Origin of the sequence: Persephonella sp., assembly GCF_027023985.1 — a bacterium.
Classification (GTDB): Bacteria; Aquificota; Aquificia; order Aquificales; family Hydrogenothermaceae; genus Persephonella_A.
The window spans coordinates 9080-31386 of the sequence record NZ_JALVTW010000014.1 but is presented as its reverse complement, the minus strand read 5'-3'; the positions used below and the strand labels follow the sequence as shown (position 1 = coordinate 31386).

25 protein-coding genes are annotated in these 22307 nt (G+C 34.5%); 13 read left to right on the top strand and 12 right to left on the bottom strand.

Translation table 11 applies throughout. The annotated features are described in order from the left end of the window. Positions 1-39: 39 nt before the first annotated feature. Positions 40-207: a hypothetical protein gene (locus tag MVE07_RS03765; protein ID WP_297454185.1), complete on the bottom strand. Its 168-nt coding sequence runs from the start codon at positions 205-207 to the stop codon at positions 40-42. Positions 208-262: 55 nt separating this feature from the next. On the opposite strand from MVE07_RS03765, the gene MVE07_RS03760 reads away from it, so the two are divergent. Further along, entirely contained in the window at positions 263-901 is a 639-nt protein-coding gene (locus tag MVE07_RS03760; RefSeq protein ID WP_297454183.1) for an RNA methyltransferase, read from the top strand. A gap of 63 nt (positions 902-964) precedes the next feature. Further along, the gene (locus MVE07_RS03755; protein ID WP_297454181.1) at positions 965-1423 is read left to right on the top strand and encodes a YbhB/YbcL family Raf kinase inhibitor-like protein; all 459 of its coding nucleotides are present in this window, start codon (positions 965-967) and stop codon (positions 1421-1423) included. On the opposite strand, the gene MVE07_RS03750 is transcribed toward MVE07_RS03755, so the two are convergent. Genes MVE07_RS03750 through MVE07_RS03720 form a run of 7 tightly spaced genes read right to left on the bottom strand, consistent with a single transcriptional unit; the run spans position 1401 to position 8430 of the window. Next, positions 1401-1766: a hypothetical protein gene (locus tag MVE07_RS03750; RefSeq protein WP_297454180.1), complete on the bottom strand. Its 366-nt coding sequence runs from the start codon at positions 1764-1766 to the stop codon at positions 1401-1403. The genes MVE07_RS03755 and MVE07_RS03750 overlap by 23 nt on opposite strands. Positions 1767-1777: 11 nt before the next feature. Next, positions 1778-3607 carry a prepilin-type N-terminal cleavage/methylation domain-containing protein gene (locus MVE07_RS03745; RefSeq protein ID WP_297454178.1) on the bottom strand — a complete coding sequence of 610 codons (1830 nt, stop codon included), beginning with the start codon at positions 3605-3607 and terminating at the stop codon, positions 1778-1780. Continuing rightward, positions 3607-4623: a tetratricopeptide repeat protein gene (locus MVE07_RS03740; protein ID WP_297454176.1), complete on the bottom strand. Its 1017-nt coding sequence runs from the start codon at positions 4621-4623 to the stop codon at positions 3607-3609. The genes MVE07_RS03745 and MVE07_RS03740 overlap by 1 nt, the downstream gene beginning before the upstream one ends. Before the next feature lie 7 nt (positions 4624-4630). After that, entirely contained in the window at positions 4631-6193 is a 1563-nt protein-coding gene (locus MVE07_RS03735) for a secretin and TonB N-terminal domain-containing protein (protein ID WP_297454175.1), read from the bottom strand. Beyond that, the gene (locus tag MVE07_RS03730) at positions 6172-6642 is read right to left on the bottom strand and encodes a hypothetical protein (RefSeq protein WP_297454173.1); all 471 of its coding nucleotides are present in this window, start codon (positions 6640-6642) and stop codon (positions 6172-6174) included. Before MVE07_RS03730 ends, MVE07_RS03735 begins: the two co-directional genes overlap by 22 nt. Continuing rightward, positions 6639-7133: a hypothetical protein gene (locus MVE07_RS03725; protein WP_297454171.1), complete on the bottom strand. Its 495-nt coding sequence runs from the start codon at positions 7131-7133 to the stop codon at positions 6639-6641. The genes MVE07_RS03730 and MVE07_RS03725 overlap by 4 nt, the downstream gene beginning before the upstream one ends. Further along, positions 7120-8430 carry a hypothetical protein gene (locus MVE07_RS03720; protein ID WP_297454169.1) on the bottom strand — a complete coding sequence of 437 codons (1311 nt, stop codon included), beginning with the start codon at positions 8428-8430 and terminating at the stop codon, positions 7120-7122. Before MVE07_RS03720 ends, MVE07_RS03725 begins: the two co-directional genes overlap by 14 nt. Positions 8431-8565: 135 nt before the next feature. On the opposite strand from MVE07_RS03720, the gene MVE07_RS03715 reads away from it, so the two are divergent. The 4 genes from MVE07_RS03715 to MVE07_RS03700 are packed head-to-tail and all read left to right on the top strand — an operon-like array spanning position 8566 to position 12843. Further along, a complete protein-coding gene (locus MVE07_RS03715; protein WP_008289103.1) occupies positions 8566-9180 on the top strand; it encodes a prepilin-type N-terminal cleavage/methylation domain-containing protein in 615 nt (204 codons plus the stop codon). Positions 9181-9182: 2 nt separating this feature from the next. Further along, positions 9183-10859: a type II/IV secretion system protein gene (locus tag MVE07_RS03710; RefSeq protein ID WP_297454165.1), complete on the top strand. Its 1677-nt coding sequence runs from the start codon at positions 9183-9185 to the stop codon at positions 10857-10859. Beyond that, the gene (locus tag MVE07_RS03705) at positions 10859-12079 is read left to right on the top strand and encodes a type II secretion system F family protein (protein WP_297454163.1); all 1221 of its coding nucleotides are present in this window, start codon (positions 10859-10861) and stop codon (positions 12077-12079) included. The genes MVE07_RS03710 and MVE07_RS03705 overlap by 1 nt, the downstream gene beginning before the upstream one ends. Before the next feature lie 2 nt (positions 12080-12081). Further along, the gene (locus MVE07_RS03700; protein ID WP_008289329.1) at positions 12082-12843 is read left to right on the top strand and encodes a patatin-like phospholipase family protein; all 762 of its coding nucleotides are present in this window, start codon (positions 12082-12084) and stop codon (positions 12841-12843) included. Here MVE07_RS03700 and MVE07_RS03695 read toward each other — a convergent pair. The 3 genes from MVE07_RS03695 to MVE07_RS03685 form a co-directional block, all read right to left on the bottom strand. Next, positions 12830-13741, bottom strand: coding sequence for a DnaJ C-terminal domain-containing protein (locus MVE07_RS03695; protein WP_297454160.1), 912 nt, complete (start codon positions 13739-13741; stop codon positions 12830-12832). The genes MVE07_RS03700 and MVE07_RS03695 overlap by 14 nt on opposite strands. Continuing rightward, positions 13742-14386, bottom strand: a complete 645-nt coding sequence (locus tag MVE07_RS03690) for a nucleotide exchange factor GrpE (protein ID WP_297454158.1) — start codon at positions 14384-14386, stop codon at positions 13742-13744. It abuts the gene before it with no gap. A gap of 64 nt (positions 14387-14450) precedes the next feature. Further along, entirely contained in the window at positions 14451-14972 is a 522-nt protein-coding gene (locus tag MVE07_RS03685; protein ID WP_297454156.1) for an NYN domain-containing protein, read from the bottom strand. Positions 14973-15048: 76 nt separating this feature from the next. Between MVE07_RS03685 and MVE07_RS03680 the strand changes: the two genes are divergently transcribed. Together MVE07_RS03680 and MVE07_RS03675 are read left to right on the top strand one after the other, a co-directional pair. Next, positions 15049-15255 (top strand): YgaP-like transmembrane domain, encoded by a 207-nt coding sequence (locus MVE07_RS03680; RefSeq protein WP_297454154.1) that lies wholly within the window; start codon positions 15049-15051, stop codon positions 15253-15255. After that, positions 15255-16406: a DNA repair exonuclease gene (locus tag MVE07_RS03675; RefSeq protein WP_297454152.1), complete on the top strand. Its 1152-nt coding sequence runs from the start codon at positions 15255-15257 to the stop codon at positions 16404-16406. Before MVE07_RS03680 ends, MVE07_RS03675 begins: the two co-directional genes overlap by 1 nt. 5 nt (positions 16407-16411) lie before the next feature. On the opposite strand, the gene MVE07_RS03670 is transcribed toward MVE07_RS03675, so the two are convergent. Next, positions 16412-17095 (bottom strand): ubiquinone/menaquinone biosynthesis methyltransferase, encoded by a 684-nt coding sequence (locus MVE07_RS03670; protein ID WP_297454150.1) that lies wholly within the window; start codon positions 17093-17095, stop codon positions 16412-16414. A 96-nt stretch (positions 17096-17191) separates the two neighbouring features. On the opposite strand from MVE07_RS03670, the gene MVE07_RS03665 reads away from it, so the two are divergent. From MVE07_RS03665 to MVE07_RS03645, 5 genes are all read left to right on the top strand, one after another. After that, complete coding sequence (locus tag MVE07_RS03665) at positions 17192-18037, top strand: tetratricopeptide repeat protein (RefSeq protein ID WP_297454148.1); 846 nt, start codon at positions 17192-17194, stop codon at positions 18035-18037. After that, positions 18024-18713 carry a DNA/RNA nuclease SfsA gene (gene sfsA / locus MVE07_RS03660; RefSeq protein ID WP_297454146.1) on the top strand — a complete coding sequence of 230 codons (690 nt, stop codon included), beginning with the start codon at positions 18024-18026 and terminating at the stop codon, positions 18711-18713. Before MVE07_RS03665 ends, sfsA begins: the two co-directional genes overlap by 14 nt. Before the next feature lie 28 nt (positions 18714-18741). Beyond that, positions 18742-19332: a trimeric intracellular cation channel family protein gene (locus MVE07_RS03655; RefSeq protein ID WP_345781541.1), complete on the top strand. Its 591-nt coding sequence runs from the start codon at positions 18742-18744 to the stop codon at positions 19330-19332. Between the two features lie 18 nt (positions 19333-19350). Next, positions 19351-21765: a multiheme c-type cytochrome gene (locus MVE07_RS03650; protein WP_297454141.1), complete on the top strand. Its 2415-nt coding sequence runs from the start codon at positions 19351-19353 to the stop codon at positions 21763-21765. Continuing rightward, a partial coding sequence (locus MVE07_RS03645) for a flavoprotein (protein WP_297454138.1) occupies positions 21762-22307 on the top strand: 546 nt, incomplete at its 3' end. The genes MVE07_RS03650 and MVE07_RS03645, both read left to right, overlap by 4 nt.

Here is a 22307-nt window from a genome sequence, read left to right as displayed (position 1 = left end):
GTTAAGGATTTTGAGATATTTTATGCCTATTTGTTTGTTTCAGGTGTGATTTTCCTCATCTGTTTTTTTCTTCTGGTCATACCACTTTTTATCCCTTTCATCTACAATAGTTCCCTTTTTAGACCAGTAAATCATAAGAAAGATAATCAGCCCGAACATAATTCCAAAAACAACAATTGCCAGCCATAATTCTGTGGTTTCGTTCATCAAGACCTCCTGCCTGTTAGTGTAAAATTAAATTATAAATGATAAGGGGAGAAAAATGTTTATAACTAAGAAACGCCTTGAAAAAATTAGAAAAGTCCTGCAAAAAAGACAAAAAGACCTGCAGGTTTTTTCTGATAATGTAAAAAATCAGCATAATTTTTCTGCAATCTTAAGAACCTGTGATGCTGTTGGGGTTTTATATCTGTATTATAGATTTTTAGGAGAAGGGGAGCTTATAAATGAAGAAATAACAATGGGTTCTCATAAATGGGTAATCCATCAGGAAATTGAGGATATAGACAGGTTTTTTAAAAATAAAAAAGAGGAAGGATTCCAGATTGTTGCCACATATTTATCTGATAAAAGCATTCATTTCAGAGAAATAGATTACACAAAGCCTACATTGATTGTTGTTGGAAATGAGATACATGGGGTAAGTGAAGAAGTCTTGAAATATGCAGACCACAACATAATAATACCAATGTATGGAATGGCACAGAGTTTAAATGTATCAGTCGCCACAGGAGTGATTTTATATGAAGCCCAGAGACAGAGGGAAGAAAGAGGATTTTATGAAAAACAATCCTTATCCGATGAGGAAATAGAATCAATAATAAAAAAATGGGCTACTGAAGATGTTATTAAATACAAGAAACAGGAAAGTGCAATCAGGCATATCAAAAAATCTGATTAAAAGGTTGTCAACTACGTAAATAATAACTAACTTAATGGATAGTATCAAATTGAGGGGGTTGCTATGATTTCTGTTATTACTTCAGCATTTAGAGAAGAGGATGTTATACCGTCAATTTATACATGTGATGGGGTTGATATATCTCCTGATTTAAAATGGGGAAATTTTCCACCAGAAACACAGAGTTTTGTGGTTATTATGGATGACCCTGATGCACCTCTTGGCACTTTTACACACTGGATAGTTTATGATATTCCTCCTGATATAAATTATCTTCCGGAAAACTTTCCTAAAGAACCTCAAATAGATGGAATAAAACAGGGAATAAACGATTTTGGCAGAATAGGATATGGAGGACCGTGTCCACCTCCGGGAAAACCTCATAGATATTTTTTCAGGATTTTTGCACTAGATATGCCAACTCTTGAACTTCCTCCCGGAGCTACAAGACAGGAAGTTCAGCTTGTTATGACAGGGCGGGTTATCGATGAAGGTTATGTTATGGGTTTATACGGCCGGTAGAGATAAATCTTCTAAATAGCCAGACACTCAATTCCTCAGCCTCATAGGAAGTAATATTTACAGGTGGCATTAAACCCCATCTTTTTACACAGGGCAAGCATATAGATTTTTCTGTGGAAGGGTTTTGTAAAAAATCTTTTAGATATTGAATAAAACTCTGTTCGTTTCTGTATACATAAGAGGCCTGTCTCATTACAACATCCATAGGTGGGGCTTCAAGGTTTAGATTATCAGGAGGAGTTTCTAACAGATGGCACTGGGCACATTTTGCCTCAAATATCTGACTTCCAGTCTGGGCGAAAGAGTAACCGATTACCAGTAAAATTATTAATAATTTCTTCAATATTTGGCCTCCTATTCAAACCTGATTCCAAAGTAAGAAATCTTAACTGTCTGAACGGCACCACCTGTTCCTTCGGTAAATCCAAATCTGACTTTATTTAAATTAACTTGTTGATTATTTATACATCTTGAAACAAGAGGAGGTTTATCTGTGAAATCTTGTCTCAGGTCATCGCAATTTTCGCAATCAATCCATGCTTTTATCAGTATATAATTTCCATTATTTCCACATCTATTACAACTATTATTGCATTTTGTATGTAATTCTAATCTATAGGAGTGTTTCTGATTATCTTCTAACCATGTAGGATTATCATTTTTATAAAAACATCCAGAAGATGGGCATTTGGAGGTCAGGTTATCATTATGCGTTACACTTCCATTGAAATCTATAGAGAGGTGATTATATCCTTTAAAACTAAACCATACCCATTTATATGGGTCTTTAAGACTTGTATTCGGATATGTATCTATTTCTGTAGCTACACTTGATTTATCCAAACCGCTATATCCGAGTCCTCCACCATCATTTCCACAATCTTTTGTCCATGGAGAATTTCGTATAGTAAATGTAAAACCATCGGCATAGTTTTTACTTGAATCTGATTTTTCTTGATATGGAAATCTAAAGAAAAAAAAAGCTCTTATCACCTTATATTTAGATAAATCATAAGTATCTGGATACCAAAAACAGCTTGCTGTATGATTCTGGCCATTACCAAAATAAATGACTTTACTATCGTTATCTACGGTTATACCCTTGTTATCCCCTGCTTGCTGAAATTCAGAAAGATTATCTGCAAAACTAACCTGGGAACCTGGTGGAGCTGCTCCTCCTACTGAAGAAGAAGATTGAGGATTTACAGTAAGAACCAACGTTTTCTCTGCTATATTATTTTCAGAATCATGAACATAAAATTTCAAGTTATAACTACCGGCTGTTCCTGTCGATATTGTTCCTGTGATTTTTGGAGATGTGCATTGTTTCCAGTTTGCAGAATTATTAACTGTGCCGTCTGTATTTAAGCAATTTGTGGATTTTGAAAGAGAACCAGCACAATCAATAGTTAATCCTGCAGGTAAATCTCCTTCAAAACACCATTCATAGTCATTTTTACCATCTCCATCATTATCAACACTAAAAGGAATTCCCCCATCTGCATATAAATTGGCGTTATAAGATGAATTTTCATATCCATAAGGAAGTTCGTTATTTAGAATAGTAATTTTATATTTACACTGGGCTTTTGTCTGAAGTTCAGGGAGCGTTATCCATTTAACAATATCATCATATTTGTCAGGGTTATTAATATCAGATGGAAACTTATCTACGTTATCAACTCCATATTCATAAACAAAAATAGTTGTAGGTGAAGATATGGTTATTACATTTGTCCCGGAATGAGAGTGTCCATCTCCGGTTTGGATATTGTAATTTTCAGAACCACTTACAAGCAAAAATGCTACGTTTTGAACGTCTATGTATGACGAACAAGAAGAATCTTTACATAGTCTTACTGTAAGGTTTGTCTGATTTTTTCTACATACATATTTATCATTTGTTGTAAGGTCTGCATCAACAAAGAATTTTATATCTTTATTAAAGCTGTCTTTTGAGTTCCTTACTATGCTCTGGAACTTCGGATCAGTTCCCGGTAGCTTTTCTGCTGAGCCGGCATAAGAAATAAGGGCATCAGCAGCAGCGTTAATTATTTCTTTTGTTGATTGAACTTTAGCTCTTTTGACTAAAATTCCAAATGCTGTAATTCCGATACCCATTAGAAGCCCGATTATAATCAGAACCATTGCCAGTTCAATAAGAGTGAAACCTCTGTTTCTCATCAGGGCTCTCCTAATAATCTTATTCTCTCCGCCACCACCTCCCGCAAATTATTATCGGTTATTTTTGATAAATTTATGCTTTTATATATTTTTAAAGCTTTTGCATACTCCCTGTTTAATTCAAGTATTCTTGCATAGGCATAAGCTATATAAGGGTCTTCTTTATTCAGTTTATAGGCAACCTTATAATATTTTAAAGCCTCTTTATATTTTCCTTCCTTTTCATAAAGGTATCCTGCAACATAATAGAGATAACCTGTCTTATCATTTTTTAAATTTTTTGTGAGATAATCATGAACGATTTGTGTATTACCGGTATCAATTAGTTCCATGAGAATTTCTGATAAAAATTCTTTATTTTTTATTTTATTTAAATAATTCTGAATGTCTGAAGTTTTTCCTGTTTGCAGTTTTAAAAGAATTATATTTTTCAAAATTTTTTCTGAAGGGGATAATTTATAAGCTTTTTCAAGATAGATTAGAGCTTTTTCATAATTTTTCTGGTCTATATACTGATTTGCCTGCGCTATATAAGCAGAAAATAAAAAGTTTTTGTTTGGTTTTTTATTTAGGCTTTCATTTTTTGGTATTTTTTTGGCTTTTAGTTTTTCTGGGTTCTCTTGGGATTTTGAGTTTGTTTTTGAAGTTCCTGTCTTTTTAGAAATTTCGTCAGGATTTTTTATTATTTCTTCATAATTTGGTTCAGTTTTTTGTTTTCCTTCAAGGATTTCAGGATTGTTTACTGGTTTATTTTGGGTTGCAAGAGATTTTGAAGCCTTAATATTTTTATTCTCTGATACTTGGAAAAATTCAGATTTATTTTCATAAATAAATCTATCCTGAAAAATTACGAGAAATGTCATAATAGCAGACAGAAATATAATCAAACCGGCCAGAATTATGTATCTTTTTTTATTGTTATTATTTTTTTTCTTTTTTTTAGAAATAGAAGGAGGAACAGGCTTTTTGTTACCTCCTTCTTTCATTTTGTTTAAGGTATCCAGTATCAGACTCATTTTTATCCTAATGCACCTTTATAATATGAGGTCTTAAGAAAATTATAAGTTCTTTTTTAAGTCTTAAAGTTTCCTGTCTTTTGAACAATGCACCTATTCCCGGTAAATCTCCCAGTCCAGGGATTTTGCTTTCTATTTTTCTTTTTTCAGTGCCTATTAATCCTCCGATAATTATCAGGTCTCCATCCTTTACTCGGACTATAGTTCCGGCTTCTTTTATATTAAGCACAGGAGCTTCTGCAACTACCTGTCCATTATCAACAAGCTGACGGATATCCTGAATTTTTGTTGATACTGGAACAATATTCATCATAATTTGTCCATCTTCTATATATGGAGTTACTCCTAATAAAACACCATCAAGAACATTTGATCTTGTGTATGTGATTTCTTGTGTCGTGGCGTTTCCTGTCACTGTGTTTATTTCTTTTTCCCAGAAGGGAACTATAATTCCCGAGGATATTAAAGCTGTCTGACCGTTTAAAACTCTTATTCTGGGATTGGATAAAGTCTCAATATTGCCGGTTCTTTCAAGGGCATTAATCACAGATTGAAAATCTTTTCCTGTTACAAGAACCTGTCCATAACTATTTCCAAGGGCTAAACTTTGAACAACTCTAACTGAAGCACCGGTTCCCAGAAAATCCCTCATGAGCAAATTCCAGTCAATACCGTATCTAAATTCTTTATTTAGAGTAACCTCAATAATTTTTGCTTCTATTAAGACCTGTTTTTGAGTTTCTTTTTTTAATGTTTTAATAAAATTTTCAATCTGCTCCATTTTATCTCTGGTGGCTGTTACTATGAGCGTTCCGGTAAATCTATTCAGTGTATAGCTGTTAGGATTGTGTTCCTGATTTGTAGTCTGTTGAGTATCAAGTTGTAGAATTTTTTTAACTGTTGTTTCAATCTCTTTATAGTAATTATTTATATCCTGTGGATTTTCATATTTGAGGGAAAAATCTCCTTTTAAATTTGCTGCTGCAGGTGAAGTTGTAGTCGTTCCCCCTGTTCCTGAGGTGGAAGTTCCCCCTGTTGTGCTTCCGGATGACCCAAGAACATCTCCCCCAAGGTCAGCTTTATATCGGGAGTTAGTATGAACATAAGGTATATGAAAAACTTTAGTTGTGGTTGCTTTTATATATATGACATTGCCTTTTATCTCGTAATAAACTCCTGCAAGAGAGGTTATTATCTGAAGAGCTGTTTCAGCTGGGGTATTGTTAAAATTTGCAGAAATTACTTTTGTTAAATCAACATCCGGTGATATTGCCAGATTCATCCCTGTGTCTTTGGATATTGCATACAAAACCGTTCTTAAAGGTGCATTATCAGCACTGAATGAGAAATATTTGCCTTCTAATGGTGATATTTTTTGAATTTTTGGCTTTTTTATTACAGGTGGAGGAGGAATATATCTTTTTGCAGGCTTTTTCTCCTGGACATTAGCTAATTCATGGGGCATAGCCGGTTTGGCATAACTGATTTCTTGATTATTCTGCTGGTGATAGCATCCGCCTATAAAAATGACTGAAGATAATCCCAGAATTACCTTAGAAATTTTATCCATCTTTCACCCCATTTTCCTGTTACTAAAATACCATCTTTTGTAATTCTTAAAATTTTCTCTCCATAAGGTAGTGTATCACCTTCTGACCAGAGTTTATTATCGATTATTACATATCTATGTTTACCTAAATAAATAAATGAGATTCTATAAGTTGGAGGAGGTGCTTTTTCAACGGTTTTGGGTTTTTCTTCTATCTTAGGGGCTGTGTATGGTCTAACTTCTAATAAGGAAATCAAAGTAGATTTACCTTCGGTTTCTGTCACTCTAATCACAGAGGGAATTTCAGGAACTTCCGGCATATAGTTCAGATTATCTTCAGCCACTTTGTAAATTATTTTTTCAAAATTAGAGGAAAAAAGAATATAGAACAAAATAGCAACAATTATCGGTAAACTTAGTAAAATATACTCCCTTATCGTAAGCTTTTCTAATATTTTTGATAAACTCATTTTACAAACGGTTGCTCCATAGTAATCTCAAAGCTTATTACAGTGCCTTCCTTTAGGTTTTCGTATGTAAATCTATTTATCATTAATACCGGATACTTTTGTTGCTTCAGGCTTTCTATAAATTGGATTAATTCCTCTGAATTATCAGGGTAATACTTGAATGATAAGCTCACTTTATATAATCCATTTTCTTCGGTTAGAGGTTTCGTAATTCTGGCATCATATAAAGCCAAAAATTGATTTAGGGTATTAAAAATAATGCTTTTTGCCGTTTCTTTATTAACAGGTTTTAAGCCATTTTTCGTAGCAAAATTTTTAAGCCGAATAGCCTTATTTTCTTCCTGTTTAACCTTATTTTTTACAGAAATAAGTTCTGCTTTTTTGGCATTTAGAGCATTATCAAGAGAGGACAAAGAGAAGTAAACGGCGATAGATAAAATAAATAAAACAGACACAACAAAATATAACAGATATAATTTACTGAACTTCATTTTTCAGTCCCTTTTCTAAAGTCAGATTTATGTAAAGTCTAAAATTTTGTAAATCCTCCTGAATAGATTTATTAATTTTAAATCCTTTTAACTGGGAAATAAGCAGATTTAATCTATATTTAAAGTTTTCCATTTCAGCTATGGAATTAAAATTTTGTGTGGAAACTATAGAAATTACAACTGAATTAGCTCCTTTGTTAATTTCAAATTTTTTTTCATCTAATAAGAAAAGCAAATCAGATATCTGAAGCATTATATTATCTGGGAAGGAGTTTAGGCTTTTATTCAGTAAACTAAAATATTTTCTGTAATAGTTAATTTCTTCAGGTTTGAAGATTGAATGTATTTTGTGAAGTTTATTTTCTATCTGTTGTTTTAAAACAGATACCTGTTGGTTAACTTCCTGAACTTTGGAAAACTTTATAAAATCTATAAATAAAATTGCTGCAGTCAAAAGAATCAGAAAAAAAGATAATTGTTTAATTACTCCGGAAAAGAATCTTTCTTTCTTAATATCAAGTGGTAAAAAGTCAAAGGTTTCATTAAGCAGTGTAGTTCCAATCTCAACAATAAATTCATTAAATTGTTGAGGATTTAGACCCTTTACCATTGGTATAAGGTTAACAATAGGTTTCCTAACCTGGTCATAAACAAGATTAATAAATTCTTCATTATCAAAGGCAAGTCCGGAGATTATAATATTGTCCACATTTATTCTTTTATTCTGTGAGACAAAAGAGTATGTAACACTGAAATTTTCATATAAATAGTTTATATATTGTTCTTCTGAAGTGCTTTCAGGAATTGAAACAGCTCTCGTGTATAACGGAACCATGTCTTCATAGACAGATATAAGTATTTTTTCTTTATCTGAATAAAAATGAAATGTTTTTCCTCCCAGAGAAAAAGGAATTAAGGAAAAGATATCAACTGTAAGGAAATCTATTTGACCGTATTCTGAGGTTAATTGCTGGTATATATCAACGGGAAATGCATAAACTTCAAATAATGTTTCTGTTTCTGAGATTTTTTCTTTTGGGAAGAATACGAATGTGTAGTCTTTTTCAGGCTGAAGCAAGTTAGATAATTTGTTTTTGGTGAGTAAATTTCTGGTTTCTTCATTAATTAGATTTGGAAGGGAAACTGTTGAATTTATTATGTCTGGGTAATGGATAGAAAGATATGTTTTACTTCTTGCTACGCGGTCAAATGAAAGATAAATTAATTCATCACCTTTTTTTTTCAGTGATATCCCTTTTCTTATCTGATTTCCGTGGTAAACCGAATAAATTTTCATGATTTATTCATTTTAGCAGTATATTTCTTCTTATAAAAGTTAATATTCGGTTAATATTGAAAAAATTAAACAATGGGACGATAATGGAAAATGTATAAATGAAAAATTATTAAAAAACAGCAGGAGGTAATAATTATGAAAAGAACCTCACAAAAAGGTTTTACTTTGGTAGAACTTGCTATTGTTCTTGTAATTATTGGAATTATTCTTGGGGCAGTGTTGAAGGGGCAACAATTAATATTTAACGCAAAAGTAAAAAGGCTTCAAAATCAGGTAAAAGAGATGATGGCTGCTTTTTATACATATTATGATAAGTATGGATACTATCCAGGAGATGACCCAAGTGCAAATGCGAGATGGAGTGTTCCTGCAGGAAATGGTAATGGCCTTGTTGAAGGTGGATATTGCACAGATGCAAATGAAGAATCTTGTTTAATATGGAGACATTTAAGATTTGCAAATATCATTAGTGGCGATCCGACAGACACAAATCCTGCGACTATGACACCCCATCATATTTTTGGTGGTCAACTTGATATGTTCACTGGAACATATACTGTTGGTGGACAACAAAGAAGTGGATTATGGATTACTCTGAGACATCTTGAAGCTGATGCTGCAGCTGCATTAGATAGAGCCATAGATGATGGAAAATGCACTACAGGTTCAATGGCAAGATATGGAGGAACAGCGTGCAATGGAGATAGTTATCCAAACAGTGGATATCTCGATGTATGGATTAATTTCTAAAAATGCAGCGTAAACCACTTGGCCAGCTCCTTAAGGAGCTAGGCTATATAACAGAGGAACAAATACAGGTAGCCCTGGAGGTTCAACAGGTTGTAGGAGGGCTTTTTGGGGAAATACTCCAGAAACTCTCCTTTGTATCTCCAAGAGAAGTAGCAGAAGCTATAGCATACCAGTCTGGGAAACCTTACATTGACCTTTCCCAATATCCTCCTTCTAAAGAAGCTCTCAGACTAATAGACAAAAATCTGGCAAAACAGTTTCAGGTTATACCTTTTCAGGTAGAGGGTAATAAATTATATCTTGCAATGGTTAATCCCTATGACTTGAATGCCATTGATATAGTCCGAAGAGTTACAGACAAAGAAATAGAAATCTACGTAGCTGATACAGAAACACTTCTGAAAACCATAGAAATTCAATATTTTTTACTGGAAAAACCGATTGATGAAGAAATAAAAGAGCTTATAGAAAGGGCAAAAGCAGGTGGACTTGGAACGGAAGTCCCACGATTTGTAGAACTTATTTTGAACAATGCTATTATAGACAGGGCAACAGATATCCATATATCCCCTGAAGATTTGGCATCACATATATTTTTCAGAATAGACGGTATTATGAAACATTACTATGCAATTCCTAAAGAGATACATAATCCTATTGTGTCCCGTATAAAAGTTCTTGCAGGAATGGATATTGCAGAACAAAGGCTTCCGCAGGATGGCTCGTTTTCTCATACATTTTTTGATGAAGAATATGACCTCAGGGTATCAACAGTGCCTACTGCCTATGGTGAAAATGTAGTCATAAGAGTTTTAGGTAAAAATATATCCCTGTTTAATCTAAAAAATCTGGGATTTGAGGAAAATGTTCTAAAAGAACTGGAAAAGCAGTTTATGAAACCACAGGGAATAGTCCTTGTTACAGGTCCTACAGGCTCAGGTAAAACAACAACCCTTTATGCTGCCCTCAGAAAAATAAATGCCCTTAATAGAAATATACTTACCGTAGAAGACCCGATAGAATACAAATTCCCATTTATAAAACAAACCCAGGTTAACGAAAAAGCTGGATATACATTTGCCCGTGCCATCAGACACTTCCTCAGACAAGACCCTGACGTCATTCTAATTGGTGAGATTAGAGATGAAGAAACTGCTGAGATGGCAATGAGAGCTTCTATAACAGGTCATCTTGTTCTATCTACACTTCATACAAATGATGCTGTAAGTGCAATTCCCCGTTTAATTGATATGAAAATCAAAGATTATATGGTCGGTTCCGGTGTTTCTGCCATTACGGCACAAAGACTTGTTCGGAAAATCTGTCCATTCTGTAAAGAAGAAAAAACAATAAAAGTTTCAGAGCTTGAGGAGTATGGATTTGAATTAGATTCAATAAAAAAAATAGCAAAAGTAGAAAATCCTGAAGATGAGATAAAAATATACTACGGAAAAGGATGTGAGCACTGTAAAAACACAGGATATTTAGGTAGAACAGTTATCGCAGAGTTATTAATTATTGATCCAGATATAGCCGATTTAATTGTAAAAGGGGCAACACCGCTAAAAATTATGGAAAAGGCCAGAGAAAAAGGAATGTTAACTATTAAAGAAGATGGCCTTATTAAAGTTCTTAAAGGAGTAACTACCCCTGAGGAAGTCAGGAGAGTTGTTGGGTAATGCAAACATATCTGGTAGAGGTAGTAGATAGAGAAGGAAATAAGCAGAGAAAAATATTTTCCGTTGAAACAGAAGATGAGATATTCCGTTCCCTTGAGTTTGCAGGTTTATTTCCGGTAAAAATAAAAAAACTTCCTTCATTTGTTAGATACCTTAATCCCAAGAAAATTCTTTATAGAATAAAACCTCAGGAGATTATAGAAACCCTTGAAAACCTTCATCTTATTGTAAAATCAGGAATTCCTGTTATTCAGGGATTGATGGATTTGGCAGAAGATTCTGATAATCCGGCTTTAAAAGAGCTTTTACAGGATATGGCTTATAAAGTTCAGGCTGGATACTCACTTTCACGGGCTTTTGAGTCCCATCCGGAAGTTTTTTCTCCTGTGATTGTTTCCTTAATAAAAATCGGAGAAGAAACAGGTAATCTTGAAAAAACTTTAAAAGATGCAGCAGAGCATCTGAAAAAGATTCAGGATATAAAAGCAAAAACAAAACAGGCATTGATTTATCCATCATTTGCATTTTTTAGTGTTCTCGGTGCTTTAATATTCTGGCTTGTATATGTTTTACCTAAAATAATTGATGCTTTTAAAGAATTTAATGTCCAGCTGCCGGCCACTACAATTTTTATTATGTATTTATCCGAATATACAAGGAAATATCTGTGGGTCGTGATAGTCCTGCTAATTATTGGCTTTATTTTGTTAAAAATACTCAGAAATAAAAATGAAAAAGTAAGATATCAGACAGATAAGCTTTTACTAAAAACTCCCGTGTTTGGAATCATAATAATAAACTTTAATTACGCATTTTTTGCCGAATATCTAAGACTTATGATAATTGCAGGAGTGCCACTTTATCAGGCGCTTCACATTATGGAAGGTGCCATTAAAAATATGGTTTTTAAAACTGCCATAAAAAACACCCGTGAAAAAATAGAGATTGGTAAACCATTTTCCGAGTCTTTGAAAGAGGAAGGAGTTTTTTCCCCTGTTATTACAAGGATGATAGCTATAGGAGAGCAAGCAGGTCAGTTGGACGAACAGCTGAATTACATCTCAAATTATTATTACAATAAGGTAGATTATCTGGCACAAAATATAGCAAAAATGATAGAGCCTATAGTGATAGGTATCGTAGGAGCATTTATGCTTGTGATTATGCTTGGGCTTATTGGTCCTATATATGACCTTATTTCTCAAATATCAAAGATGTAATTATGAAAAAAACTTACGGCATTGCTTTATCAGGGGGAGCTGTTAGAGGAGCTGCCCATATAGGTGTTTTAAAAGCATTGGAGGAATATGGGATATTTCCTTCAGTAATCTCCGGTTCCAGTGCAGGCTCAATAATCGGGTGTTTTTATGCTGCAGGATATTCTCCGGCAGAATTGGAAGAAATAATTCTAGATACAAACATCCTTAGCTATCTGAAACCTGCCATGAATCTAACAGCTTTATTTTCTCTGGAAGGGTTAGAAAAATTAATTCAGCAATACATTAAGGTTTCTGATATAGCTCAACTTGAAAAAGAGCTTTATGTATGTGCTACCAATCTAAATCTGGGAATTCCTGAGTATTTCGCTAAGGGAAATCTATATGAAATCATTTCTGCTTCCAGTGCTCTGCCCTTTATTTTTAAGCCTGTGAAAATAGGTGATTATGTATATGTGGACGGGGGAATAATGGATAATCTTCCTGTTGAACCGTTGCTAAAAAAAGTGGATTTTATAATAGGTTCTGAGGTTAACCCTCTGGGGGTAGAAAAGAACTTTAATAATCCGGTAAATATTTTACTCAGAAGTTTTTTCCTTGCAGTTAGGGCTAATGTTGAGGCGAGGAAAAAATATTGTAATCTGTTTTTACAACCTCCTGAGCTTAGGCAGATAGGCCTTTTTTCAACATGGAAGATTAAAGATGCTATAGACATAGGTTACAAATATACGAAGGCTGTCTTGAAGGAATATATCAAACAGGAATGATTTTTATGACTAAATCCCCTCTTTTTCCATTTGATTTTTTATATCCTTTGTTTTTTATCCTGAACTTAATAGGCTTTATCTCTTTTATTTCAAGGGGAATTTTTAGCTTATTTCCTTCTAAGTCCTCAATATATATGTATGGACTGTCTATAAGGGTTTTTTTATCTATTTTTAATTCTGTGAAAACATCTAATCCTTTTAACTTGAACTTGTCTTTTTTATCAAAATTTATTTTCAGATAAAGGTCTCCTGTTTCTCCGTTGTTTAGGCCTTCATTTCCAGCTTTCTCAACTAACAATGTTTGTTTATCTGTTATACCTGCAGGTATATAAATTGTTTTTTGTTCAAATTTTGAGACTCTTCCTTCTCCTTTACATAATGGGCAGGGATTTTTAATTACTATTCCTCTACCAAAGCAGTTGATACAGGGTAGTTCTAAAAATGCTTTTCTTATTCTTCCTTTACCGCCGCATTTTTCGCAATTTTCTATTCTGGATTCTGAGGTGATTCCAGAGCCATTACAAGTGGTGCATTTTACCTTTCTTTGATAACGGATTGTTTTTTCGGTTCCATGAAAGCCTTCTTTTATTGATATTTTGATTTTTAGTTTTATATCCTCTCCCCGCTGAGGCTTCGAATGAAAACCTAAAAACTGGGCAAGGGCTTCTCCTATTAAGCTTCCAAAATCTTTTTTTTCAAGTTTATAAAGACTTTCATCATATTTTTTTCTTTTTATTGGGTCGGAGAGAATATCGTAAGCGTGGGTTATCTGTTTAAAGATCTCCGCGTATTCAGGATTTATGTCTGGATGATATTTTCTGGCTTTTTCCCTGAAAGCCTTTTTTATTTCTTCCGGGGTGGCATCTCTGGCCACCCCTAAAAGCTGATACAGGTTCATTTATGTGATTTCTTCCCTTTCTTCAGGTGGTATTGCAACAATAACCTTTGCAGGTCTTATTGTTTTTCCTCTGTATTTATAGCCTGTTTGTATCACTTTTATTATTTCATTTGGTTGATGTTCTTCAGAAGTAACTGTTTCAATTGCTTCATGTTCCATAGGGTTAAATCCCTGTGATGTTTCTATTTTTTCTATACCCTGTTCTTGCAGGAATCTGGAAAGCTGATAATGAATCATCTGGATACCTTTCATCAGGGCATTTATGTCAGTGGTTTTTGTTGCACTTTCAAGGGCTTTTTCAAAGTTATCTACTATTTCCATAAATCCTTTTACTACCCTTAAGGCTCCCTCTTCTTTTGCCTCTTCTTTTTCTTTTCTCATTCTGACTTTATAATCCTCAAATTCTTTTTGTAGAGATTGATACATTACCGATAATCTCTTTGCTGCCTCTTCTGTTTTCTGGAGTTTTGCTTTAAGTTGATTAAGTTCTTCTTCTAATTTTTTGTTTTGCTCAATACATTCTTCAAGGGTAAGTTGTTTTTCTTCCTTTTCTTCCTGCTGAATTTCTTGAGATTGTTCTTCCTGCTGAGGCTTTTCCTGATTTTCTTCTATTTTTACCTCAACCTCTTCCTTTTTTTCTTCCATTTATAAAACTCCTCCATTGTTTTTTATTTATAATTTTTGCAAAAAACGGCTATTTTCAATATTTTCAAAGGAAAATATCCTCACCGAACATGGTAAGGTCTATAAATTCATCTGCTATCTCAACCAGTTCTTTGGCTGCTGTCTGCTTAAACGCTGCTATTTCTACCTTTACACCTTTTGTATGCAGATATCTAACAAGGTCTGCAAAATCTCCATCACCACTTGCAAGCACTGCCACATCTATCTTTTCTGCCAATGATATGGCATCCATTGCAATTCCCATATCCCAGTCAGCTTTAACGGTAGTCCAGAGATTGCCTTCCTCATCTAATCTTTTGAAAATTTTAGGCTCTTTAACCCTGACCTGATAACCTATATGTTTAAGTGTATTAATAAAGCCTTTCTGGTCAACACCCTGAAGTTTTACAAGATACGCTATGGCTCTAATCAGGACTCTGTCATTTAAAACTTTATGTAAAACACTTTCAAAATTAACCTTACGGTTAAATGCATCCCTTGCAGAGTAATAGAGGTTCTGGATATCCAGAAATATTGCTACTCTCTGGTTTTTGTAAAGATTGTTCATTCAGTTTCTCCTTGCATCGCACAAATATTGATAAAATTATATTATAGTTAAGAAGATAAAATGACGGAGGTTTATTATGTCAAAATCAGCAGTAAGGGCTCAAAGGGCTGTAATGGGAACACTTCTCCTGATAGCAATGGTTTTAATGGCTATAGGATACGACTGGGGTAAGTATATTGTTTATTTCATAATATTTATGCTTTATTTATCTGCAGCAACAGGATTTTGTCCATCTGATGCAATATTTGAAAAATTGTTCGGAAAAAGACAGGATAATATTTAATGAAGTTTGTTCATATATCTGATACACATCTTGGTTATCATCAATACGGGCTGCAGGAAAGGGCACAGGATTTTTATGACGTTTTTGATGAGGCTGTAGATTTTGCAATAGATAAAAAAGTGGATTTTGTAATTCATACAGGGGATTTTTTCCATTCCTCCCGTCCCTCTAATCAGGTAATATTGCAGGGGATAAATATCCTCCAAAAGCTGAAAAATGCAGGTATTCCTATTTTTGTCATATCAGGAAATCATGATAGGGGCAGTCAGGTAAGGGATGTATCCCCTTTAAAAATTCTTGAGCCCTCAGGGTTAAGACTGATAGATAACGGGGTTACCGAATATGATGGGATATTCTTTGCAGGATTGAAGTATATCTCAAAGGCAGGTCTCAAACAGATAGGTGGAAGTATCAAACCTATTTTTGAAAAGTATCTGGAAAATATGGGAAATGGTTTTAAAATCCTGATGCTACATCAGGAATTTCAGCCATTTTTCCCTTCCTCAAACCTATATTTAAAAAACGAAATTCCTGAAGGCTTTGATTATGTAGGAATAGGCCATTATCATATTCCCCAGATGCCTGCAGTTGTTAACGGTGCAACCGTTGTGCAGCCCGGTTCCACTGAGTTCACAGCTTACAATGAGAAAGAGGAAGAAGCAGGAAAAGGTTTTTATTATGTTGAGGTTGATGGTAAAGAGATAAAGCCTCAGTTTATAAAACTCAGCAGAAAAAGGCCATTTTTGTATTACAAATTTTCTGAAGAAAATATAGAAGAACTGGCAAAACAGATTAAAGAGGATATAGAGAAGTTAGAAGGTGGCAAAAAACCTGTTGTTGTTTTTAAAGGGTTTCTAAAGGAACTTACCTATAAGGACATATACAAATATCTTTCTACTGAAGGCATATCAGAAGAGGAAGGCAGTATACTCCACCTGCATTTTAATCTCACAAGGGAAGTAACCGAGGATGAAGGTTTAACTGTAATTGAGACTTCAACTGAAAAGATTAATCAAGAACTTAAAAGGCTTATCGGAGATAATGAGCTTTTTGAATCTGTTGTTGAGACTTTAAATTTCCTGAGAACATTTGACAATATTGATGAAATCAAAAAATATCTTAAAGAAAATCCGGATGCTATAGATATTTAAGAAATTTATTCTTTCTTTGCCACAAAGATATAAACATCAGGAAATATTTTTTCTTTTTCTACAACTTTAAGATTGTTTTGTTCCAGTTCAAGTTTCATTATTTCAGGTGCAATAAAATTTTTTATTGAGATAGATAAGTATTTATAAGCATCAAAATTTCCGGTTATAAGTCCTCCAAAATATGGTAAGACTTTGTATATATAAAATGCAGCTGCTTTGTTTAGTAATGTTCCATTTTCCATAGGGAAAAATTCAAGAATAGCAACAATTCCATCTTTTTTTAGAACCCTGTTGAACTCTTTGAAGGCTTTTTGTCTGTCTTCAAAGTTCCTTACACCAAACGACACAAGAATTAAATCAGCAGTATTGTCCTTTAAAGGAAGTTCTTCAGCAACTCCTTCAATAAACATAACATCTGGAAATCTTTCCTTTGCTTTTATTAGCATATTTCTTGCAGGGTCAAGGCCAATTTTTGATTTGAAGATAGAAGGGCAGTATTTAAAATTTTCTCCAGTTCCTGTTGCTATATCTAAAATAAGATTTTTTTCTTTTAGATGTTTTGATACTTTTTCACACATCTTTTTTCGCCAGCATATATCCTGACCAAAGCTAAGAAGATGATTTGCCAGTATATATCTATCAGCTATTGCATCGAATGTCTTTCGGACTTTTTTTATCTTAATTCCCATTTTGTCAGCATCCCCTATTCAAAATGTTTTTAATCACAGAAATTTTATGATTTTTATTATAGGTTATAATTAGGCAGATTTTCAGAGGTTTGTAAGATGGTTTTAAGGATTTTTTTGATTTTACTTACAGTTTCTACAGTTGCTTTTGGTGTTACTAAAGAAGAAATAGACAGGCAACTACAAAAAGCATGGCAGATGTATGAAAAAGGAAAATACGTTTCGATGGAAAAAATTTCCAAGAAAGTTGTTCAGGAATCAAAGGGGATTAATTACCCAAAAGGAATTGCTGAAGGGTATTACTACATCGGAATAGCTTATTTTATGCGGGGAAAAATTGACAAAGCCCTTGAGTATGCAAATCTGGCTGTTGATTTTTCTCAAAAACACAATAATTACAGATGGAAAGCCTATTCGCATACATTGGTTGGGGAAATTCTCAGATATCTTGGAAAGTATGATAAGGCATTGTATCACTTTAAGATATCCCTTCAGCTTGCTGAAGATAATAAAAATCAAAAAATGTTGCCGGCTGCCTATGCAAATCTGGGAAATATCTATTTTGATAGAAAGGAGTATGATAAAGCCATCAAGTATTATCTAAAAGGCCTTGAGATAGGAAAAAAGATAAATATCCGGCCGTCTTATATAGCCTTGAACTCTTACAACACGGGAATTGCGCATTTTAGACTAAAAAATTGGGATAATGCTGTTAAATATTTGCAAGAGGCGTATAAGATTTATATTCAGCTTGGGGACAAAAAATCTGCCGTTTCTTCAGCCTATTTTATTGCAAAAAGTTATTACCTTGCTGGTGATTATTGGAAAGCAAAACAGGTTGTAGAAAAAAATACTCCCCTTGCAAAACAGGTGCTTCAATACAGAAAGTTCAAGAAACTTTTGAATAAAATTAATAGGAAATTAAAAGAAAATGAAGCTGTTTGACCTGAAAAGTCTGGGAAAACTGGAAAGGGCAAAGTTCAGAGAGAGGCCTAATAGATTTGTTGGCTTGTGTAATATTAACGGAGATATCAAAAGATGTCATATAGCCGATTCAGGTAGATTAAAGGAAATTCTTACAAAAGGCAGAGAACTACTTGTGGTCAAAAATCCTTCGGGAATGAAAACGGACTATAAGGTGATAGCTGCAAAAATGGAAGATGGCTGGATTTTACTAAATACATCTTTTCATTCAAAAATAGGGAAAAAAGCCATAGAAAAAGGAGTTTTGGGATTTGTCCCTAAAAAAATAAGATCAGAAGTAAAGTTTGGCAGTAGCCGTCTTGATTATCTGATAGATGACAAAGTATTTGTTGAGTTAAAAGGAAGTAATTTACTTATTGATGGAAAGTGTTTATTTCCTGATGCACATACTTCCAGAGGAAAAAGGCATGTTGAAGAGCTAATAGAAGCAGTAGAAAAAGGATATGAAGCCATTATTTTGTTTATGCTTCTAAGAAGATGTAAATGTTTTGAACCTAATAGCAGATTAGACCCTGATTTTGCTGATGCTTTTCATAAAGCACTTGAAAGGGGTGTTAGATTTGTAGCTTTTCAGGTAGAAATAGATAATGAATTTAATATCAATTTAAAGGAAAATATTCCCCTCTGTAAGAGGTAAAGGCGTGTTTTCTGAGATTTTCCAATTTATGAATATGATAGGGCTTATAGCTTTTGCAGTTATGGGTTCTTTTAAAGCATTAAGGGAAGGGCTTGACCTATTTGGTATAACAGTCCTTGGAGTTTTAACTGCTCTGGGAGGTGGAATAACAAGGGATTTACTGGTTAATAATATTCCAAATGCTCTCACTTCTTATTCAGATTTTGCCTTTGCCCTTATCGGAGTATGGCTTGCCATAGTTTTATATCGAGTTTTCCAAAAAGATATAAGTAATCGCTATTTTATACTTATTCCAGATGCTATAGGTCTATCTGCATTTACCACTACAGGTGCAATGATTGCTTATAATGCCGATGTTTCATTTTTTGGTATTGTTATTCTTGCAACTCTAACAGGAATAGGCGGTGGAATTATTAGTGATGCTTTACTTGGTAAAATTCCGGTGGTTCTAAAAGATGATTTTTATGCTTCCTGTGCAATTATCGGAGCAGTTGCATTTTATATTTCCGTAAAATCAGGTCTTAGTCTTAACAGTTCTGCTATTATCTGTAGCTTATCAGTCCTGATGATTAGAGTTCTTGCTATACTTTATAAGTGGAAGTTGCCAAGGTTTTCTTAATTGCGGGAGGGTAGCATAATGTTTTATTTAATCTTTGCTATTTTTATTTCTTTTAGCTTTGTTATTGCTGCAGAGAATAACTGTCTCAAGTGTCATAACGGAATAGAGAATATCCGTGATCCTAATTCTGAGATGATGAAAGAAATTTTCCATGTTGCAAAAGAAGCCGGATATCCGGGAAATGATTGTATTGTCTGTCATGGTGGAAATCCGTCAGCCACTACTAAGGAAGAAGCTCATAAAGGAACAATAAGAGCCTTTGTAGATGGTATAAAAACCGAGCACGGAGTAATAAAAGGTCCACAGAATTTCTATCCTGACCCGGGAAGTCCATGGATAAACAAATACACCTGCGGAATGTGCCATAAAACTCAAGTTATGACCCAGTATACATCTTTGATGTTTACAGAGGCAGGAAAAATACAAGGTTCGTTATGGGGATTTGGAGGTCTTGAAGGATACCAGCATAAAATTGGGAACTATAATGTCCATACCCTTGATATTCATAAAGTTTTAGGGACAGAAACTTATAAAAAATATATGCAAGAAATAAAAAAAGCCGAACCACAGGTATATCCAATTAGTATGAAAGCACTACCACCTGCACCAACAGCAGAAGAAGTAGAAAAAAATCCACAGCTTGCAGTTTATACATATCTCAGGCAGGAATGTTTAAGATGCCATACCGGTGTCAGAGGCAGGCAGAAAAGGGGAGATTACAGGGGAATGGGCTGTTCTGCATGTCATATTCCTTACTCTAATGAGGGATTTTATGAAGGAAACGACCCGACAATACCGAAAAATGAAAGAGGGCATTTACTTGTCCATGAAATACAAGGGACAAGGGAAGCCAAAGTAAAAGTCCACGGAATTACATATTCCGGAATTCCTGTTGAAACCTGCACAACCTGTCATGATAGAGGAAAAAGGATTGGCGTTTCTTATCAAGGTTTAATGGAAACGGCTTATAAATCTCCATTTCTTGAAGATGGCTCAGACCAGCCGAAACTCCATACAAAGCATTATCTCCATCTTCATGCAGATATCCATATGAGAAAAGGAATGTTATGTCAGGATTGCCATACCTCAATTGATGTCCATAGTGATGGAATACTTGCAGGAACAACACTTGCACCTGTTGAAGTTGAATGTCAGGATTGCCATGGAACACCGGATAAATATCCATGGGAATTGCCTTTAGGTTATGGAGATGAGGTAAAAGGAGAAGTTCCAGCAGAAGGAAAACCCCGTGGAGTAGCAGATACTCTTCTTGACTATATGAAACAGGGAACGGAATATCCAAAAGAAGACGGTTATATCCTTACTGCAAGGGGAAACCCATTTGGCAATGTTGTTAGAAAAGGCAATGATGTTATCGTTCATACAGCCGGCGGTAAAGATCTGAAACTTGAACCATTAAAAAAGCTAAAAGAAGAAGGAAAGTTAAATGATGAAGCAATGGTGGCAATGGTTCATGTGAAGGCACACATAGACAAAATGGAATGTTATGCTTGCCATGCAACATGGGCTCCTCAATGTTATGGCTGTCATATAAAAATAGATTACTCAAAAGGTATAAAACATCCTGACTGGATAGCAATGGGAAATGATAGAACGCCAGATGGTCTTACTGCAGACGCGAGAGGAGAGTATAAAAAACATTTGATAGATGGAAATATAGTTGAAACAAGAAGCTATCTAAGATGGGAAAATCCACCTCTTGCTGTAAATGGTGAACATAGAATATCCCCTGCTATCCCTGGTTGTCAGACTACTGTAACTGTTATTGGTAAAGATGGAAAACCACTTCTTCTGAACCATATATTTAAAATTCCAAATGTGGAAGGAGCAGGGAAAGATGGTCAACTGGCCATTGATATATCCCCTGTTCAGCCCCATACAATACAAAAAGAAGCAAGGAAATGTGAAAGCTGCCATACAAATCCTGTTGCAATGGGATATGGTATAGAAGAAGGAAAACTTTATGCAGACCCTTCAAAGCCTTACATAGTTGACCTTATGACAGCAGATGGAAAAGTAATACCTAAAATATACAAAACGCAAATAAACTCTATTCCAAATCTCAAATACGACTGGTCAAGGTTTGTATCAGAAAAAGGACAGCAGCTACAAACCGTAGGACATCATTTTTCAGGTTCAAGACCTCTAAACAATGAAGAAAGGGCAAAATTAGATAGAAGAGGAGTATGTCTATCTTGTCACCAAACAATGCCTAATAAAGACCTTGCAGTGAGCCTTATGGTTCATGTTAAAGAGTATGCAGGTATTAAAATAGATAGGGAAAAACACAACTCAATTTTACATAAGCTTGTTTTGCTCGGTGCTTGGGTTCAGGTATTAGGAGTAGCAGGTGGAGTATCCCTGCTAATAGGTGGAATATTCTGGTATAAAAGGAGAAAAAATAAAAGATGATTTTAAAAGACAAAAAGATACTCGTTGGTATATCAGGCTCTATAGCAGCATATAAAAGCTGTGAACTTATTAGAGCTTTGCAAAAAAAGGGAGCAGAGGTTAGAGCCTGTTTAACCCCTTCAGCAAAAGAATTTATAGGAGAGCTTGCACTAAAAGCACTTACCGGCTATCAGGTTTTGTCTGACTGGAAAGACGGAGAAACAGGTCTGGAACATATATTCTGGGCAAGATGGGCTGATAGCTTTGTGATAGCACCTGCAACGGCAACGACAATATCTAAACTTAGAACAGGGATAGCAGATAGCTTTTTAACCTCTGTTGCCCTTGCTTATGACAAACCCCTTGTTATAGCTCCTGCGATGAATACAAAAATGTATCAACACCCTGCAGTGCAGGAAAACTTGAAACAACTTAAAGAATGGGGAGGTATTGTAATAAATCCAGCAGAAGGGGAGCTTGCCTGCGGCGAAGAAGGTGAAGGTAAACTGGCAGATATAGAAGATATTGTTACAGGAGTTATGTATTCAATCTTCCCTAAATAT